This window comes from Rhizobium phaseoli (genome assembly GCF_010668805.1).
Classification (GTDB): Bacteria; Pseudomonadota; Alphaproteobacteria; order Rhizobiales; family Rhizobiaceae; genus Rhizobium; species Rhizobium phaseoli_A.
Genome location: NZ_WUFT01000001.1, coordinates 537,276 through 553,490, shown reverse-complemented (window position 1 = coordinate 553,490; position 16,215 = coordinate 537,276). Strand labels below are relative to the sequence as shown.

Genomic DNA, 16,215 nt, shown 5'->3' with positions numbered 1-16,215 from the left:
GCGGTGCTCATTGGCAACGGTATGACCTTCGTAGCTCTCATACTCGCGCTCCTGGCGACACCGCTTCAATCAGGACTGCTCCCGATGGTATCAGGCATACATCACGTGACGGCCGTCACCCGAAAGGTGCAGGCGAACGTGGACTTCTATGCAGGTTTTCTCGGCATGCGGCTCGTCAAGCAGACGGCCGGCTATGAGGACGCGACACAACTTCATCTCTTTTACGGGGATTCTGCAGGAACGCCTGGGTCGCTCCTCACCTTCCTCGCTTGGGAAGATGGTGCGCCCGGCCGGGCGGGCTTCGGCCAGATCAGCGAAATATCACTGTCGATCGACCCCGCCAGCATCGGCTACTGGCTGACGCGCGCCATGAGTTTCGGCCTGCGCTCGGAAGGGCCGGCCGATGAATTCGGCGAGCCTGTGCTCAGGCTGAAGGACCCCGACAACATCATTCTCAAGCTCGCGGGCGCAAAGACCCTCACATCGCCGGCGGCCTGGGACGGCGCCTCGATCCCGGCCGAACATGCCGTCCAGCGCGTGCGCGGCGCAACCATGCTGACGGAGAAGCCGGCTGAGAGCCGCAGCTTCATCGAGAGCCATTTCGGTTACCGTTTCCTGGCCAATCGCGGCACCATCGACAGGCTGATTTCGCAATCCGGCGACGTCATCGACGTGCGCGACGCACGTGGATTCTGGTCCGGCGCGCCGGGTACCGGCACGATCGACCACATCGCCTTCCGCGCCGCGGACGAGGAGACGCTGCATTCCGTCCGCACGGCACTCGAGGCGACCGACGCCTCGCCGACCAACATGCACGACCGAAAATATTTCCGCTCGCTTTACGCCCGCGAGCCCGGCGGCACGCTGATAGAACTGGCGACCGACAAGCCGGGCATGCTCGTTGACGAAGAGCACGCCGCCCTTGGGACCAAGCTCTTCGCGCCGCCCGAAGCGATCACCAATCTCCACGACCTGAAGGTCATGCTGCCGCAATTTGCGATGCCCGGCCAGCCACGCATCAATTACCGCGAATTGCCATTCGTCCATCGCTTCTATACGCCGCCGGATCCCGACGGCAGCGTCTTCGTGCTGCTGCACGGCTCCGGCGGCAATGAGACGACGCTGATGCCGCTGCTCAACAAGGCGGCACCGCGTGCGACGCTGCTTGGCGTGCGCGGCCGCGCGACGGAGGAAGGTTTTCCGCGCTGGTACAAGCGCCTTACCCCCTTCTCTTTCGATCAGAACGACATCAAGACCGAGGCGGAGGCCTTCGCGGCGTTTATCGAGGGTGCCGTCAAATCCTACGGGCTCGACCCTCAGAAAGTCGTCTATGTCGGCTATTCCAATGGCGCCAACCTGTTGAATTCGCTGCTCTACCTGCACCCGAACCTGGTTCACAAGGCGGTGCTGCTGCGCTCCATGCCGGTTCTCAGCGACTATCCGCATGCCGATCTCAAAGGCACCGACCTGCTCGTTATCAGCGGCAAGACCGATGCCTACGGCAAATATGCCAGCGAGCTGGAAGCGCGGCTGAAGAGTTCGGGCGCCACCGTCGATTCCGACGTCATTCCCGGCGGCCACGATCTCGGCGATGCCGACGTGCCGATCATCCAGAAATGGCTGCTGCAGGAAAATCGCTGAGCGTCGTTTCCGAAGACGGCTAAACCTGAACGCGAGAAGCGCGGGCAACCATGATGCCGGCGAGCACGACGGCAACACCGAGCGCCTGCATCGTCCCGATCGCCTCATCAAGCAGCGCCCAGGCAAGGATTGCCGCGACGACCGGCTGCAGCAGCAGCGTCAAAGAGGAAAACGCCGGCGGCAGATAGGCCAGCGCATAGGTGATCGCCACCTGTCCGCCGGCATGGCTGATAAAGGCGAGACCGAAGAGGATCGACCAGCCATAGACGGTCGCCGGCAGCATCTGACCTTCGTAGAAGAAAGCGATCGGAAAGATGAAAATGGCGGCGGACGCCGTGCTCCACAGCATGATTTTGATCGTATCGAACCGGCTGCGCAGCCTGCCGATCGCCAGGATGTAGCAGGCATAGAAGAAGGCGGCGATCATCGCGATGCCATCGCCGCTGAGGCCGCCATTGCCGATGGCTGCCGGCCCGCCCTTCAAAACGACGACGCCTGCCAGTGCCAGGGCAAGCCCGAGCAGGAAAACGCCGCTGATCCTCGCCCCGAAAAAGACGAAGGCGATCACCGTGACGAAGACCGGTGCGAGGTTGGCAAGCAGCGTCGCATTGGCAACCGAGGTCATGGTGAGTGAAAGGTGCCAGGCGGCGAGGTCGAGCGACAGCATGACGCCCGGAAGGATCAGCATGCCGTAATCGGAAAGGCTCTGCGGCTTCGGGCCCGCATCCTTTTTCATGAGCGAAACAATGAAGATCGGGATCAGCGCCAACCCCACGCGCCAGAAGGCCGTGGCCATCGGTCCGACTTCGGACAGCCGGACGAAGATTGGCGAACCGCCGATCGCCGCCCCGCCCAGAATGAGGGCGGCGAGGGCGAGGCGATTGCGAGGCGAAGCTTCGGAAAGGGTGCTGGCAGCCTGCGACATGATCTTGATGCTTCTTCTGGGCCACCCGGATGCTCGGCGGCGGGATAATACCCGCGAGGAACTATCAGAAGTCGATTGCCCGCGACAGTCGAGGAGCGACAGATCGATGGATAATCAGACCGGGCAGATATTTTCAGAGGTCGCCCGCAGCTTGCCGGCGATCTCGGACGCGACGAAGAAGGCATGCTCGGTCACCTGCGGCAGGCCCATCAATTCGCCGAATGTGCCGCGCGCCAGCGGGCCGGAGATCAGCAGCGAAGGATCGGCCGTTCCCGACAGGCCGATTGCCTCGGAATGCTCGGTGCAGGCAAGGCCGAGGCCGGTTGGATCGAGCGACAGGTGTCCGCTTGCGGCAAGGGCTGCAAGCCAAGGCTGGGTTTCGAGGATGCCGCCATGGGCAGGGCCAGTGGTGACGATGACGGCGTCATAGCGCTGCTCCAGCGGCTGGCGCTGATGACGCGGCTGCAGAGTGCACAGAATGAATTGGCCTTCGATGCGCGCATCGGCGACCGAACCGGCCAGGATCTCAAGGCGGCCCATGGCAATCGCGGCGTCGAGCACGGCCTCGACCTGCGGCGCGATGCGGAAGCGGTGCACATCCCAATAGGGGCGCAGATGGCGGACGAGACGGCGCCGCTCGGTGAGCGGCAGCGCCTGCCAGAGATCGTGTCCTTGCGCCCGTACCTGATCGATCACGCCGTGCCAACTAATGCCCTCAGCCTTCGCCGCTTTTATGGCGGCGCGGATCCTTGCCAGCAGCGAGCCGGCGGAATGTGCCGCATCCACGACGAAGTCGCCAAAGAGCGGCTGCGGCACCGGCGCGTGCCCGCGCGAACGCAGACCGCGGCGCGAGATGGCGGTCACCGGACCGTCATGTCCGCGCTCAGCAAGCGAGGCGATGACATCGGCGGCCGTCAGGCCGTTGCCGATGACCAGTACCCGGTCATGCGGCCGGATCACCTCGAGCGCGCCTGATTTGGTGGTATCGGCGACGAAACGGGGATGGGCTGCAAGCCGGCTCGCCAACCGCCCGGGGGTTGCCGGCGGCGGATGGCTGGTGGCGATCGCGACGATATCGGCCTCGGTCACGCCGCCCTTGTCGTCGCGGATCGTCCAGCGGCCTGCACGGCGCTCGACGCCGGTCACCGCCGCCCGGCAATGCCGCACACGACCATCTTCCACGAGCGGCTTCAGCAGGGAGGCGACATAATCTCCGAACAGCCGGCGCCGCGGGAAGAGCGAGCCATCAGGCTGTTTGGCATGAGGGTCGCCGGCGACGGCGCCGCGGGCTTCGATCCAGGCCTGGAATTCGCCCTGGTCGCCGGGCTGCAGGCTCATCTTGGCGGCAGGGACATTGATGCGGTGGGCGGGATCGGCCGTGTCGTAGGCCAGGCCGCGGCCGAGCTCGGCCCGCGGCTCGAACACCAGGATAACGGGAGGCTCGCCGCAATTCGCCCGGGCGAGGTGATAGGCGACGCCGGCGCCGGAGACGCCGCCGCCGATGATGGCGACGACAGGCCGTTCGGACTTCGGGAAAAGCTTGGATTGCATGGTGGCCGGATTATCGCTTTCGATGCCCAAGCATAGAAGCCGGGCATGGGTCGCGCAATCCTCCGCCGGCAATTGTCTATAAATATTATATAGATTCAATCTATACCGATATCGTCGTCGAAAAATCGGGGTTGCCGCGGATCGTATTGCTCACCGTGCAGATTTCATCCTCGGCTGCACGGACGATCTTCTGCCGGGTTTCCTCGTCGATGTCGCCCTTGATCGAAAAGGCGATATTGAACCTGGCAACACGCGAAAGACCTTCCGTCGCCTTCTCGCCGGTGACCTCGGCCGTGATCTCGCCGATCTTGTCGAGAACGCCGATCTGGCTGGCGGCCATGCGGGCGCTGAGCACGAGGCAGGCAGAGAGCGAGGCATAGAGCAGATCGAGCGGATTGAAGCCCGGCTGCGAGGGCGAGGTGACGATATCGATCTCACCCCTGGTGGCGGAGGTGACATGCGGAAAACCGGTGCGGCCGAGAACGGCGGTGGCGCCGGTCGGGCGGGGACGGGCCTTGAGATCGACCATGATGAAATCCTTTTGACGAACGCTTGGAGATGGCAATTTCCAGCCGGCGCCGCAACGGGCAAGAGCCGCCCGGCGGTTTCGGAACCTTTCCATTCCCTATCAGTTGATTACACCTGAACGAAATCAGCGACAAAGGTGAATTGCGATGCCTGATGTCCGCAACGTGGACCGTCAAAGCGGGCGCATGGATGCCCGCGATCGGCTGATCGTTGCGCTCTATGCGCAGCTGAAAGCCGAGCGGGAAACGCGCGAAACGCTGGAATGGGCGATCCGCAACGGCGCCGTCTCGAAGGAAGTGCTGGAAGCGATCGCTGCCGATCCGGTTCCTGTCGTCACCAGCGAGGATATCGCTTCGCTGGAGAAGATCATCGCCCTCGACGAGCGGCGCAACCAAATCGGAACTAGGCGCAATTCCAGCAGCGGTTTGCATTCGGAATTGCGTGAAAACGAAAAGAGAGGAGATCCGAAATGACCGATATCACCTATCAGGTCGTGCCGCACGACAATGGCTGGGCCTATAAGCTCGGCGACACGCTTTCGGAAACCTATGCAACGGCCGATGAGGCGATCGTCCATGCCAAAGACGCAGCGTCACGCCAGAAGATCGGCGATGGCGACGCGCTGCTCGCCTATCCCGCAGCCGATGGCGGCGGCTGGGCATTTCAGGAAATCGAAACCGATAAGAGCAACAGCCGGCTTTAATCTGCAGCGAGGATGGAATGTCCGCGCGGGCAGGCTGAAAGGCCATCTGAAAGTGGGCGACCTTGCCTGTGCCGTCGGGCTCCGCCATTTCCTCCTCCGAACGCATCTCCTTCAACATCATCAACCGCAGGACCGGCCATCGGGTGGAACGGCAATTCGTCGACAGCGAGACCGGCAAACCCGTCGAGCGCGACGAGTGCCTTAAATCTGTCGCGAGACAATTCCTCTTTGGCGGACAGTCAAACGGCGCGACATCATGACGTGATTTTATCGGCTGGATTCAGGCAATGAGTTCGCTTAAAGTCGCGCCGCATAGCGAAGTGAGACGTGCCGCTTCAACAGGTTTGGGCCACTGGGCAGGCTTGCCCTGGCTGTATCGCCCGCCGGAACGGGCAGTTTGCGAAGCTAGGACGACGTTATCGAAACGGCCCCAACGAATTCGTTCTTCGCGAGCGGAAGGCGAGGAATGCAGAAAATCAGTTCCTGGCTCCGTTCAATCGAATACCGGCATGCCTTGATCGTGGCGAACAGCCGGAGCTTTCCAGATTGATCTATATGAGCCTTTGATGACGATAGAAGATGCAGCTTTAGCAAGACACCACTATCCGGCGGGCTACCACCGGCAGTCTGTGCCGCGGTGGCGCGTCAGACGCGATGTGCTGGCAAAACTTGTTCTTACGATAGCATTTTATGCTGCTCTTTGGCGAGCCACAAGCATGTGGTACGGCCTGCCCGCAAACTTCGAAGACGGCGCCTTTGTCGATCCACTGCCGATGAAGCTCTTGCTCTACAGCCTTATTCCTTTGTCAGGCTTGTATTTTCTGTTGGAGCAAAAGCAGTTCCTGCGGGTCTTTTCACGGATTTCACCGTTCATCGTCGTTGTCGGCATTTCGTGCCTGACATCAATAGTCTTCTCCATCGACAAGGCCGCGTCCTTGAAAGGATTGGCCGCGGTCATCGTTCTCGCAATCCCACCTCTTCTGTACCGTGCGCGCTACGGCAACGTCGAAGCGTTCCGGATAATCGGGCGTTTTGCGATAGCGGCGGCATTTATCAACGTTCTCTACACAGTCGCATTCCCACAATTCGCCATCATGCGTGGCAGCTACGCCGGCATGGTCAAAGGTGCTTTTTATCATAAAAACACGTTGGGGCAGTTTTGCTCGGTCAGCTTTGTCTGCCTGCTATCGACGGAGAAGCTCGGCCGGCTTCGTTACAGCACCCTGATCCGCTGGGCTGCGATGCTTTGCCTTCTCGCCTTGATTGTGGCAACGAAGTCCTCGACAGCTGTCGTCTTGACGATGTTCGGCAGCATGATGCTGTACGGCGTTCGCATTATTCACATCTACCCGAACCGTCTGTTTCGCTCCTTCGTCGTTTTCCTGCTGTTCGTGATCGTCGGCTTCGGCGCCAGCTTCGTTTATCTCGGGGTGGCCTCGGCAGTTGCAGAAGCATTCGGCAAAGACATTACCTTCTCAGGCCGCACCAACATCTGGGAACAGCTATTGCCATTGATATGGGATAGGCCCCTCACCGGTTATGGCTTTGCGATGTTTCGTCAGCCCGAGGTCATGGAGCAATATGTCAAGGTTACCTTCGACGCCCGCTCGACCCACAACACCTATCTTGAGTTAGCGCTGAATATCGGCATTCCAGGCATTGCCGCATGGAGCTTGTTTTTGCTGACCCGCCTGTTCAGGAAGATGACCATCGTCGACGCCGACCCGGCCGAATCCGGCGCCAGGCGGAAGGAGATTGCCATCATCATCCTCATCATGCTTGGAGCCATGACCGAGGCAGGCATGATGCTGGCACCGTTCATTCTATGGCCCCACATGGTCATGGCGCTCTCCGAACTGCGTCCCAGGTTGCGGACAAACCGGAATCTACACCAGCCCTGAGGGGGAGGGCTCGACGTCTAGAGCGCCTCCTGGGTGCTTGCATGGCGTCGGCAGGCGCCCAAGCTCCAGCGTTGCCTACGGTAGGCTTTAAATCGAGAGATAACGTTTCTGCCAAGGCAGCCTCTGCTCCTGCCATGCGCGCGGCGTGAAGTCGTCATAGGCCGTCTCGGCGATCGCCAGCATCCAATTCTGCGCCTTGCGGGCCAGCAGCACGCAGGACAGTTCCATGCCGGGCGCAACGGTGATGGAAGGCCGGTTGGCGCCTGGAATATCGATCCCCTTGTCCCGCCACTGGATGCGGATCTCATCGGGCTCGGATGACCATTGGCCAGACGAAACGGACGCTTTTCCGTCCGACTTGAAGGTAAGCGGCGGCGGGGTGACGTTCAGGAAGCTGCCGTCATTGAAATAATTGCCATCGATATCCCCCGCAGTCGCTTTGCCCTTTCCCTTCAAAACGATATCCTGCTCGCAGCGCAGGAATATGTTGCGCCGGAAGCTCCCGGACCACGGACGGTTGGCGAAGAATGCAATGTCGCATTGGCTGATGACGTTGTCGTGGATATCGATGTCTTTGCGAAATGCCTGTTCCTGATCCGAAAAACCGCTCAGGCTGATGCCGCGATTGGTGTTCTCGATCCAGTTGTCATAGACGTGGTGGCCGTTGTGGTCGGCCTTGTCGCCGATGCCGTAGCCGAAGGAATAATCATTCATCCTGCCGTCGCGCATGATGTTGCTGCGCACGACGGCATCATCGCCGATCGACGAAAAGGAAAAATTCTTGCCGCCGATAAAGTTGTATTCGACAAGGTACCGTCTTGTTTTGTCGCAGACCAGCGCACCCTTGTTGGATGTGCTCGTCGGCGACTGAAGGAAAAGATTGCCGCGGATCGTGACATCGGAGCTGATATTGTCGTCACTGTTTTGGTAGGCGAACTGGCAGCAGTCTGCGCCCTCGCCCGGCGCCTCGCCCATGCGGTTGTTCTCCAACAACACATGCGCAGTCTTCGTGAGATAGATGCCGTCGCCCCTGACATTCTCCGTTTCGCATCGCCTGACGGTGAGATTTTGGCCGTTGTGAAATTTGAAGCCGCGAGGCGAATTCTTGACGATCACGTCCTCCACCACCGTATCGGAAAACACCTGATAGGCGACGCCGATATCGTCGGCCCCGTCGATGACCTGCCCCCTTGTCGCGGCGCCGTGAATTTTCTTTCGCAGGATGGCGGGCATGGCATTTTCCTTCGATAGCGATGCAGCGGGGATTTAAGCAGAGGAGGTGTGGCGGATGTTTGAATATTCGGAAATCATCTACTCCCGATCACATCCCGTGTCAGCTTACGAAGCGCCCATCTTGCAGAAACGAAAGGGCTTGGCTCCACATGGTCTTGTTGACGGGTAAGAAAGTGTGGTTGGCGGGAATGACGATATGCGCCGCCGCGCCGTCGAGACGCGGGCTCTCTACCGAAACCTTGCCATCGTTCGGAACCCTGAGGCCGATGATTAGGGAAGAGACCGGGTCAATGGTCCTATTGCCTGCGATGATGCCAAGTTCGTAATTGACGGTGCCGAACAGCTCGCTCATTGCGGTTTGATCGGTCGTCAGCTGCTGCCCCGCCGGTCCATAGAACTTCCTGTATAGCGGCCAGGCCTTGAGGAAATCGGCAATCTGACTGCCGTTGTTCGGTGTTCCCACCATGACCACTCTTCCAAGGTTGGGCGGGCGGTCGTTCCTGAGAAAAGCGCGGATGAGCAGCCCACCCATCGAATAACCGACAAAATGAAGACGGCCGTTGCCTGCTTCCTTCGCAGCGGCGTCGATCTGCGGTCGAACGATGTCGACGAGGTCGCTGATCGAAAACTTGGTGGAGGGGTAACCGACATTCACAATCCGATAACCGTTGCCGGACAGGAAGACGGCGAGCTTCTCCATGCTTTTCTTCGTTCGGGCAATGCCGTGAAAAAGGAGGACTGTGTCGTTCATCAGGTGTCCATGTCCGAATAGCCATATATTCGAAAGCTTGGTTGTGGCGTAGGAATTCCTTAGATCGGAGTCGATTTAAGGATAAGTTGTGCAGCATTCAAAGTGCTACAGCATCTGAAAAGACGTTTGCGCTGTCGAGAAAGAGAAATGCGAGCACGTGACGACCAGCATCAGACATATCGCTAAACTCGCGGGAACGTCGGTCTCTTCGGTCTCGCGTGTGCTCAACAATAGTGGTTACGCTTCGCCCGAGCTCAGGGACCGCGTCGAGGCGGCTATCCGAACACTGAACTACACACCCAGCAAGGGCGCCCGTATGCTGCGCGGTGCACCAAGCCGGATGATCGGATTGATGCTGCCGTCGATTGACGTGCCGTTCTTCGGCATCCTCGCCCATGCCATCGAACAGGAATTGTTTCAGCACGGGTATCAGACGCTGATCTGCAGCACGGCGGAAAATATCAATCACGAGGCACGCTATATCTCCATGCTGCTCGCCCAGCGCGTCGATGGGGTCATCGTTGCAAGCGCTTTCGGCAGCATCGAGCATTTCGGGGCACTGCGGGATGCGCGCATTCCAATCATCGCCATTGACCGCGAGCTGAAGGGCATCGCCGACGACGCGGTGATGGCCGATCATGAGGATGGCGGGCGGCTGATGGCGCGCCATCTGATCGGCCTCGGCCACCGGGCGATCGCCATCGTCGGGGCGCCAGCACATAGTCAGCCTATCCAGCTCCGCCTCCAGGGCATCACGGCGGAAATGGCGAAAGACGGCATCACGCCTGCCGCCGTGGCGATGGCGGAAGAGCACAGCTTTGCCGAGACCTACCGGCTGGCGCACGAATTGCTGGCGTCTCGGCCTGAAATCACCGCGATCATCGGCACCACCGATATTTCGGCGATTGCGGCAATTCATGCGATCCAGGACCGCGGATTTTCCGTTCCGAACGATTATTCGGTCGTCGGCTTCGACGACCTGCCGGAGGCAGCCTACGTCTTCCCACGGCTGACAACCGTCGCGCAGCCGATCCGCAATGTCGGACAGCAGGCAGCACGGCTGCTGGAAGCGCTGATTTTAGAACAGCAAACAGCGGACGGATCTCGACAGGGGGCGATCGTCAAAGTGCCGGTGACGCTGATTACGCGCGATTCCACCGGCCCCGTCCGCAGCGCAAAAAACCCGCTTTAGGGCCGGACGATCACCTTGATCTCGCCCGGCGATGGCGCGTTGCCGACCACGTCGGCGACCTCTTCGAGACCTATGGTTTTGGTGATCAATGCGTCCAGTTCCAATGCCCCGTTTGCCACCAGTGCCGCAGCGCGCGAATGTGTGAAGGGGTTGAGGTAGGCCGGCTTTATGTCGATTTCATTGATCAGCAGATCGAAGGGCAGAACCGGCACCTCGACACCTGCCGGCGTCACCCCGAAAAGCACAAAGGTGCCGCCGCGCCGCGCCATCCTCAGACCGCTTTGCAGCGTGTCGCTCACGCCGGCGCACTCGATGACCACGTCTGCGCCGCCTTTGGTGACCTCCCGAACAGACGCGATCGTGTCCGAAGAGGCCGGGTCAAAGGCGTGGGTGGCCCCCAGGCACAGAGCGGTTTGGCGTCTCGTTTGCTGGCGCGTGATCAAAATGACCTTCCCTGCCCCAGCCAGGCGGGCCAGTTGCACCATCAAGAGGCCGATCACGCCGCCGCCGAGGATGGCGACGCTGTCGCCCGGACGGATCTTTGCCTTGTCGATGGCGTGGATACAGCAGGCCAGCGGTTCACAGAAAGCGCCGTGAACGGGATCGAGATCGGCCGGCAGCAGGAAGGCTTGCGCCTGCGGCACCGTGACATATTCCGCAAAGCCGCCATCCCGCGTCACGCCGATTGCAGTCAGGCTCTCGCATAGATTCGGCCGCGCCTGCGCACAGGCCGAACAGGTGCCGCAGGCGATATTCGGGTCGACCGTCACCAGTTCGCCGCCGGTGAACCGGGCGACACCCTCGCCGATCTCTTCCACTATGCCGCAAAATTCGTGGCCCATGGTGACGGGGATAGACGTCGGATATTCGCCCTTGTACATGTGACGATCGGAACCGCAGATGCCTGCCGCCGCGACCCGGACAAGCACCTCGCCAGGCCCGGCAGCCGGTTTCTCGACGCTGCGCATGGTCAATGACCCGATCGACTCCAAGCGTACAGCCCTCATTCCACTCCTCCAGACCTCAAGTTCGATTGCTTCGCAGTGACCAAGCCATCCGGCACGGCTCAAGCGCTCAGCTCATGACATTGCCGCCATCGACATTGTAGCACTGTGCCACGATGTAGGCTGCATCAGGCCCGGCCAGGAAGGCTGCCATGGCAGCCTGTTCCTCAGCGGCACCAAATCGTCCGGCGGGGACGGCGGCGGCCACGCGGGCCTTCACCTCGCCGGGCTTTAAACCTTCCCGGCTGCCGAGTTTTGCATCGACGACGTCCCACATCGGCGTATCGACGACGCCGGGAGCGATGGCGTTGACGTTGATGCCGTAGCGGATCAGCTCCAGGGCGCAGCTTTGCGTGATGCTGATGACCGCCGCCTTGGAAGCGCAGTAAGCCACCGCCGGTCCTTCGCCGCGACGGCCTGCCTGGGAGGAGAAATTAATGATGCGTCCACCTGCGCCTCTCTCCACCATGTGCCGGGCAACGGCCTGTGTCATGAAGATCACACCTTCGATATTGACCTGAAACACCTTCGCTGTCCGCTCCCGGGATATTTCCAGGATCGACTCGACCTCGTAAATGCCGGCGGCGTTGACCAGGATGTCGATATTACCGGCGGCGGCGATGGCAAAGCGCACGGCTTCTTCGATGCTGTCCTGGCTGGTCACATCAAGTTCCACACCCCAGGCATCAGCGCCGATCGCCTGCGCCACCCGCGCGCAACGTTCACCGTCGAGATCTGCGACGACAACCTTGGCGCCATCAGCGGCGAAGCGTTCGCAGACCGCTTTGCCAATGCCGCTGGCGCCTCCCGTGACCAATGCCACCTTGCCGGAGAGCCGCGTGCTTTCTGTATATGTCATCGCGCGGCCTCCCTGATCGCATCCAAACCGGCAAAGGTGCGGTGCGCGGTGGCCATAATGGATAGCTTCATGTTTGCTCCTCCCTTTTGACTGAATGGCGATCGGAACCGCCGATTCTCAGGCGATTTCGATGGGCTTAAGCGGATTCCGGGTTCGTCTCCCTCGCATCCCGCAGAAGCACAGACATGTCGGGGATGCCGTCGGTGGCCGTCGCGCCCGTCAGGCAATACGCAGCCGCAGCGTGGGCGACGGCGCAGATATGTTCGACAGGCCAGTCCTCATGCAGGCCGTAGAGCACGGCGGCGCAGAAGGCGTCTCCCGCGCCGACAGTGCTGACGATGTCATGGGGATCGACGGCTCTTGACCGCGTCAGGATCGGGGCAGCGCCGGGCGAGAACCAGAGGCAGATCTCCGGCGCGTGGATGATCGCTCCCTTGGTGACGCCTGCGGCAAGCAGGCGCTCGCCCGCCTTCAAAAGCTCCGCCTCGATCAACTCTCCCTTCGCATCGCGAACGATAGTGCCGGTTGCCCGACCCGCCTCCATCTCGTTGATAATCAGGAAGTCGCAGAAGGGCAGAGCGACGCCGACCTTGGCCGCAAATTCCGGGTCTTCACTGGAGACGAAATCGACGCAGGTCGTAAGCCCGGCATGGCGCGCGGCTTCGAGCAGGCGCGAGGCGCCCGAAAGACCATCTGAGCCAATTCGGTCGAGAGCCGGCAACAGCATGAGATAACCGAGATAGAACAGCCGATAGCCGGCCTTGGCGAAGGTCGCGGGTGAAATGAGTCTGTCCGTGACGGCATCGTTGGCGCCGCCATGATAGAAGAAGGTCCGGTTCTGGCCGGGCACATTCATCACATGCGTATGCGCCGTCACCCGGTCGGCGAGCGCTGTGAGACCATCGACATCGACGCCGGCCATCGCAAGCCTGGCCTTGACGATCTCTCCGTCCGGATCGGCACCGATGCATCCCGCCGCCGCCAGTCTTCCGGGAAATCCCAGCGAGGCCAGATCGGTGACGACATTGGCAGCCCCGCCTCCGACGCCCAGATCCTGGTGCAGAATATGTGCGAGATTGCCCTGTTCGGGCCAATAGGACAGGGTGTGGACGCGATCGACAATGAAATTTCCGGCGCAAACGATCCCGCCCTGCTTGCGACTGTCGCGCTGGTGAACCTCCTCCCCGGTTCGCATCAGCCGCCCCCTTCGTTCCACAAGGGCCTGAGCGGCGGCTCGTCCTCCTCGATCGCGGCAAAGCGCCCGATCGGCTCCAGAAAGAAATTGTCGCTGTTGTCGTCGTTGACCTGGCTGACCTCGCCGACAAGGACAGGTCCGCCGCCTTTCCTGCCGTAAAAGCGGTGGTAAAGCCCGGTGCGGATCGTCACGCTCTGGCCAGGCCGGAGAACCAGCGGCTCCCATGCAGCGAGCAGGCGCGGCAGCCCGTCGACCGGAACCGTCACATCATCCTTCAGCACATGGTCATCGGCATCGGTGGCGGCGAATTCGATGACGAGATCGCCGCCGGCGCGATTGATGATGTCTTCCATCTTGGCCGCATGACGGTGTGTCGGCGTGACCTGCCCTTCCTCGACGAAGAGCAGCTTTTCGGCATAGGTCCGTTCACCCTCGACATCAACGATGCCATTGCGCAGGCAAAACAGCACGAGGCCGCATTCGGCAAACCGGTTCGAGCCGAAATCGGTGACATCCCACCCGAGTTGATGGCTGCGCAAATAGGCCGCTGCCTCGGGATGAAGGGCAAAATCCGCCGCCGTCCAATAGCCCCATGCCGGCAGGGACCAGTGCCCGCGCTCAAGGGTCGCGCTTGCTCGCTGCAACGCGGCATTGATCTGCGAGCGCTGCATCAGAGAGACGCCCCATCATACTCGACCGGCACGACGACGTCCTCGCGGCCGGATTTCAGAGCTGCCGTCAGGACCGCATGATGCGCCTGCGCTTCCGCCGGCGTCGCACAGCCGAACCCGTTCGCATTGCCGCCGGCAAGCTCATCGACGAAGGCCGCCCACATCTGCTGGATGGCGTCGGCAAAACCGAATTCGAAGATCTTGCCGGTGATGGCGGGAAACAGCGAGCCATAACCGAGATCCTCGGTGCTCCAAGCCTGCGCGCCGCCATTGTAATCCATCCACTGCCACTGACGCGGCGACTTTGTGCTGAAGAATGCGCTTTTCTTCATGCCGAGAACGCGGATGTACCAGGTATTGGATTCGCCGGGCGCGATGCGCCAGGTTTTCAGGACCATCGGAAAATCCTGATCCCCGGCGCGCACGCGGCTGCTGATCGTCGCATTGTCCCAAGTGGTGCAGGGCAGCATGCCGCCCTTGCCGTCGGGACGTTCGGTGACCTTTTTGACCAATTGCGCATGCAGGGTCGTCGGGCGCCAGCCGAGACGCAACGGTACGTGCAGCACATGCATGCCGAGATCACCCATGCAACCATAGTCGCCATTGATCTCGGCCATGCGCTTCCAGTTGATCGGTTTTTGCCGGTCGATATCCGAAGAGTGCAGGAAGCCTGCCTCGACTTCGAGGATCTCGCCCATCTCACCGCTTTTTGCGAGCGCGATGACCTTCTGGGCGCCGGGGAAGAACGGCATTTCCGACGAACAGCGGACCAGCAGTTCGGGGTCCTCGGCGAGAACCGCCATGATCTCCCGGTTCTGAGCCGCGTCCATGCCGAAGGGCTTTTCGCCGAGAAGATGCTTTCCGGCCTTCAGCACGTCGATATAGAATTGCTGGTGCAGCACGTGCGGCACGGCACAATAGACCGCATCGACCTCGGGATTGGCCAGAAGCTCCTTATAGTCGGCGGTGAACTGGCGAACGGTCGGCACATGATCTTTGAACCAGTCGAGCAGCGTCGCATTGGTATCGCAGACGGCGACAATTTCGGGTCGCGCCTTCACATCGGCCAGATGCAGCCAGCGCGCCGCGGCGCTGGCGAACTCGCGTCCCATCAGACCGCAGCCGATGACGCCGAAGCGGAATATTTTCGTCATGACATGTCCTCCCAGACGCGTCAGCCAAGATGCAGCGAGGCTTGCTCGACGGAAGCCTTGTCATGGACGATCGCCATCAAGGCCTGCGTCATGCCGCCGGGATTGTGATGCTGAATGACGTTGCGGCCATAGACGATGCCACGGGCGCCCTGCTCCATCAACTGCTTGGTGCGGATCAGGATTTCCTGATCCGAAACGCGGCCGCCGCCGCGCACCAGCACCGGCAGGCCCTGGGCGATTTCGACCACGCGATGATATTCCTCGACATTGTCGCACGGGTCGGCCTTGATGATGTCGGCGCCGAGTTCGGCCGCCTGGCGCACGAGCGGCAGGATCTTGTCGATCGCGCCATCGACCATATAGGCGCCCTTGGAATTGTCCTGCATGACGAGCGGCTCGACCATCAGCGGCATGCCGTAGATCTCGCATTCGCGCTTCAGGCTGTTCACGTTGCGCACGCAGGCGCGGTAGACTTCCGGCTGGTCCGGCAGCATCAGAAGATTGACGACGACACAGGCGGCATCCAACGCAACGCCCTGTTCCACCGCCCTGTCGATCATTTCGGAAAACAATTGAGAGGGAAGCGGATTGCCGTAGATATTGGCGATATCGGTGCGCAGCACCAGTGCCGGGCGATGTTTTCCGGGAATGGCCTGCAGAAGGGGTGCGGTGCCCGGCGGAAGCTGAATGGCATCCGGGCCGGCCTCAGCGATCACCTCGATGGCCGTCTTCATGTTCTCGATGCCGGCAAGGAAAGTCCGTTCATTGAACATGCCGTGATCGATAGCGACGTCAAAACAATTTCCGGACACGCCGAAAAGTCGGTTCAACCGTGCGGACTTCATCAAGCTCCTCCCTGATATGGCAACGTTTCCACATTCAAATAAATCGGGCAGGAATGCGAGTC

At 60.9% G+C, this 16,215-nt stretch carries 15 protein-coding genes and 2 pseudogenes; 6 read left to right on the top strand and 11 right to left on the bottom strand.

The window, feature by feature from the left end:
- Positions 1-21 precede the first annotated feature (21 nt).
- Positions 22-1,641 (top strand): VOC family protein, encoded by a 1,620-nt coding sequence (locus tag GR197_RS02845; RefSeq protein WP_204330008.1) that lies wholly within the window; start codon positions 22-24, stop codon positions 1,639-1,641.
- Positions 1,642-1,660: 19 nt separating this feature from the next.
- On the opposite strand, the gene GR197_RS02840 is transcribed toward GR197_RS02845, so the two are convergent.
- The 3 genes from GR197_RS02840 to GR197_RS02830 all read right to left on the bottom strand — a co-directional run bounded on the left by GR197_RS02840 (position 1,661) and on the right by GR197_RS02830 (position 4,646).
- A complete protein-coding gene (locus GR197_RS02840) occupies positions 1,661-2,566 on the bottom strand; it encodes a DMT family transporter (protein WP_164006503.1) in 906 nt (301 codons plus the stop codon).
- A gap of 114 nt (positions 2,567-2,680) precedes the next feature.
- Positions 2,681-4,117, bottom strand: coding sequence for an FAD/NAD(P)-binding protein (locus tag GR197_RS02835; protein ID WP_164006502.1), 1,437 nt, complete (start codon positions 4,115-4,117; stop codon positions 2,681-2,683).
- 100 nt (positions 4,118-4,217) lie between these two features.
- On the bottom strand, positions 4,218-4,646 hold the full coding sequence (locus GR197_RS02830; RefSeq protein ID WP_164006501.1) for an OsmC family protein: 429 nt from the start codon (positions 4,644-4,646) through the stop codon (positions 4,218-4,220).
- Between the two features lie 145 nt (positions 4,647-4,791).
- Between GR197_RS02830 and GR197_RS02825 the strand changes: the two are divergent.
- The 4 genes and pseudogenes from GR197_RS02825 to GR197_RS02810 all read left to right on the top strand — a co-directional run bounded on the left by GR197_RS02825 (position 4,792) and on the right by GR197_RS02810 (position 7,249).
- Positions 4,792-5,051 (top strand): annotated as a pseudogene (locus GR197_RS02825) (hypothetical protein).
- Positions 5,052-5,114: 63 nt separating this feature from the next.
- The gene (locus tag GR197_RS02820) at positions 5,115-5,348 is read left to right on the top strand and encodes a DUF2188 domain-containing protein (protein ID WP_164006499.1); all 234 of its coding nucleotides are present in this window, start codon (positions 5,115-5,117) and stop codon (positions 5,346-5,348) included.
- 17 nt (positions 5,349-5,365) lie between these two features.
- Positions 5,366-5,554: pseudogene (locus tag GR197_RS02815) on the top strand (Ku protein); the annotation flags it as partial.
- A 360-nt stretch (positions 5,555-5,914) separates the two neighbouring features.
- The gene (locus GR197_RS02810; protein ID WP_164006498.1) at positions 5,915-7,249 is read left to right on the top strand and encodes an O-antigen ligase family protein; all 1,335 of its coding nucleotides are present in this window, start codon (positions 5,915-5,917) and stop codon (positions 7,247-7,249) included.
- Positions 7,250-7,336: 87 nt separating this feature from the next.
- On the opposite strand, the gene GR197_RS02805 is transcribed toward GR197_RS02810, so the two are convergent.
- Positions 7,337-8,482 carry a right-handed parallel beta-helix repeat-containing protein gene (locus GR197_RS02805; protein WP_164006497.1) on the bottom strand — a complete coding sequence of 382 codons (1,146 nt, stop codon included), beginning with the start codon at positions 8,480-8,482 and terminating at the stop codon, positions 7,337-7,339.
- Positions 8,483-8,582: 100 nt separating this feature from the next.
- Positions 8,583-9,233, bottom strand: coding sequence for an esterase/lipase family protein (locus GR197_RS02800; RefSeq protein WP_164006496.1), 651 nt, complete (start codon positions 9,231-9,233; stop codon positions 8,583-8,585).
- A 157-nt stretch (positions 9,234-9,390) separates the two neighbouring features.
- Here GR197_RS02800 and GR197_RS02795 point away from each other — a divergent pair, with 157 nt between their 5' ends.
- A complete protein-coding gene (locus GR197_RS02795; RefSeq protein ID WP_164006495.1) occupies positions 9,391-10,425 on the top strand; it encodes a substrate-binding domain-containing protein in 1,035 nt (344 codons plus the stop codon).
- Here GR197_RS02795 and GR197_RS02790 read toward each other — a convergent pair.
- The 6 genes from GR197_RS02790 to GR197_RS02765 all read right to left on the bottom strand — a co-directional run bounded on the left by GR197_RS02790 (position 10,422) and on the right by GR197_RS02765 (position 16,153).
- Entirely contained in the window at positions 10,422-11,432 is a 1,011-nt protein-coding gene (locus tag GR197_RS02790; RefSeq protein WP_164006494.1) for a zinc-dependent alcohol dehydrogenase family protein, read from the bottom strand. The genes GR197_RS02795 and GR197_RS02790 overlap by 4 nt on opposite strands.
- 67 nt (positions 11,433-11,499) lie before the next feature.
- Positions 11,500-12,288, bottom strand: coding sequence for an L-iditol 2-dehydrogenase (locus tag GR197_RS02785; protein WP_164006493.1), 789 nt, complete (start codon positions 12,286-12,288; stop codon positions 11,500-11,502).
- 136 nt (positions 12,289-12,424) lie between these two features.
- Positions 12,425-13,483, bottom strand: coding sequence for a carbohydrate kinase family protein (locus GR197_RS02780; RefSeq protein ID WP_164006492.1), 1,059 nt, complete (start codon positions 13,481-13,483; stop codon positions 12,425-12,427).
- Positions 13,483-14,154, bottom strand: coding sequence for a D-lyxose/D-mannose family sugar isomerase (locus GR197_RS02775; RefSeq protein WP_164006491.1), 672 nt, complete (start codon positions 14,152-14,154; stop codon positions 13,483-13,485). The genes GR197_RS02780 and GR197_RS02775 overlap by 1 nt, the downstream gene beginning before the upstream one ends.
- Positions 14,154-15,308: a Gfo/Idh/MocA family protein gene (locus GR197_RS02770; RefSeq protein WP_164006490.1), complete on the bottom strand. Its 1,155-nt coding sequence runs from the start codon at positions 15,306-15,308 to the stop codon at positions 14,154-14,156. The genes GR197_RS02775 and GR197_RS02770 overlap by 1 nt, the downstream gene beginning before the upstream one ends.
- A 20-nt stretch (positions 15,309-15,328) precedes the next feature.
- The gene (locus GR197_RS02765) at positions 15,329-16,153 is read right to left on the bottom strand and encodes a class I fructose-bisphosphate aldolase (protein ID WP_164006489.1); all 825 of its coding nucleotides are present in this window, start codon (positions 16,151-16,153) and stop codon (positions 15,329-15,331) included.
- Positions 16,154-16,215: the final 62 nt, after the last annotated feature.

Excerpts from the sequence above, each read along its gene's own strand:
- GR197_RS02810 (WP_164006498.1), top strand. The coding sequence starts at position 5,915 with ATGACGATAGAAGATGCAGCTTTAGCAAGACACCACTATCCGGCGGGC.
- GR197_RS02770 (WP_164006490.1), bottom strand. The coding sequence starts at position 15,308 with ATGACGAAAATATTCCGCTTCGGCGTCATCGGCTGCGGTCTGATGGGA.
- GR197_RS02785 (WP_164006493.1), bottom strand. The coding sequence starts at position 12,288 with ATGACATATACAGAAAGCACGCGGCTCTCCGGCAAGGTGGCATTGGTC.
- GR197_RS02835 (WP_164006502.1), bottom strand. The coding sequence starts at position 4,117 with ATGCAATCCAAGCTTTTCCCGAAGTCCGAACGGCCTGTCGTCGCCATC.
- GR197_RS02830 (WP_164006501.1), bottom strand. The coding sequence starts at position 4,646 with ATGGTCGATCTCAAGGCCCGTCCCCGCCCGACCGGCGCCACCGCCGTT.
- GR197_RS02845 (WP_204330008.1), top strand. The coding sequence starts at position 22 with ATGACCTTCGTAGCTCTCATACTCGCGCTCCTGGCGACACCGCTTCAA.
- GR197_RS02820 (WP_164006499.1), top strand. The coding sequence starts at position 5,115 with ATGACCGATATCACCTATCAGGTCGTGCCGCACGACAATGGCTGGGCC.
- GR197_RS02840 (WP_164006503.1), bottom strand. The coding sequence starts at position 2,566 with ATGTCGCAGGCTGCCAGCACCCTTTCCGAAGCTTCGCCTCGCAATCGC.
- GR197_RS02775 (WP_164006491.1), bottom strand. The coding sequence starts at position 14,154 with ATGCAGCGCTCGCAGATCAATGCCGCGTTGCAGCGAGCAAGCGCGACC.
- GR197_RS02790 (WP_164006494.1), bottom strand. The coding sequence starts at position 11,432 with ATGAGGGCTGTACGCTTGGAGTCGATCGGGTCATTGACCATGCGCAGC.
- GR197_RS02780 (WP_164006492.1), bottom strand. The coding sequence starts at position 13,483 with ATGCGAACCGGGGAGGAGGTTCACCAGCGCGACAGTCGCAAGCAGGGC.
- GR197_RS02805 (WP_164006497.1), bottom strand. The coding sequence starts at position 8,482 with ATGCCCGCCATCCTGCGAAAGAAAATTCACGGCGCCGCGACAAGGGGG.
- GR197_RS02765 (WP_164006489.1), bottom strand. The coding sequence starts at position 16,153 with ATGAAGTCCGCACGGTTGAACCGACTTTTCGGCGTGTCCGGAAATTGT.
- GR197_RS02800 (WP_164006496.1), bottom strand. The coding sequence starts at position 9,233 with ATGAACGACACAGTCCTCCTTTTTCACGGCATTGCCCGAACGAAGAAA.